At 65.5% G+C, this 559-nt stretch carries 1 protein-coding gene; it reads left to right on the top strand.

Annotated features, from left to right (window positions below):
• Positions 1-493, top strand: a 493-nt coding sequence (locus TW83_RS17925) for an efflux RND transporter permease subunit (RefSeq protein WP_045984150.1), incomplete at its 5' end; no start/stop codon positions are given.
• Positions 494-559: the final 66 nt, after the last annotated feature.

The following is a 559-nucleotide window of genomic DNA, read 5'->3' as shown; positions in this document are numbered from 1 at the left end:
GGCGCTGGTCGTGTTCCTGTCGCTGGCCGCGCTGTACGAAAGCTGGTCCGTGCCGCTGGCGGTCATGCTGACCGTTCCGGTGGGCATCCTGGGCGCCCTGGCGGCCGCGCTGTTCTTCGGACAGTCGAACGACGTGTACTTCAAGGTAGGTCTGCTGACGACCATCGGACTTGCCGCCCGAAACGCCATCCTGATCGTCGAATTCGCCGAGGCGCAGTTCAAGGAGGGCAAGACCGTGGTCGAGGCCGCCCTGATCGCATCGCGCCAGCGTCTGCGTCCGATCCTGATGACCACGTTCGCGTTCATGCTGGGCGTGCTGCCGCTGGCCATCGCGTCGGGCGCCGGTGCGGGGGCGCAGAACTCGATCGGCATCGGCGTTCTGGGCGGCATGGCTTCCTCTGCCGTCATCGGGATCTTCCTGGTGCCGGTCTTCTATGTGGCCGTGCTCAAGATCCGGTCGCTGCTGTCGCGCAAGAAGGAAAAGACCTCGTGACGTTTCCCCGTATGACCCGCGCGACACTGTCGCTGACGGCGCTGTTGATGATCTCCGCCTGCGCGG

Origin of the sequence: Paracoccus sp. S4493 (genome assembly GCF_000967735.1) — a bacterium.
Lineage (GTDB): Bacteria > Pseudomonadota > Alphaproteobacteria > Rhodobacterales > Rhodobacteraceae > Paracoccus > Paracoccus marcusii.
Note: the sequence above shows the minus strand (reverse complement) of the source record. Positions and strands in the feature narration are given on the sequence as shown.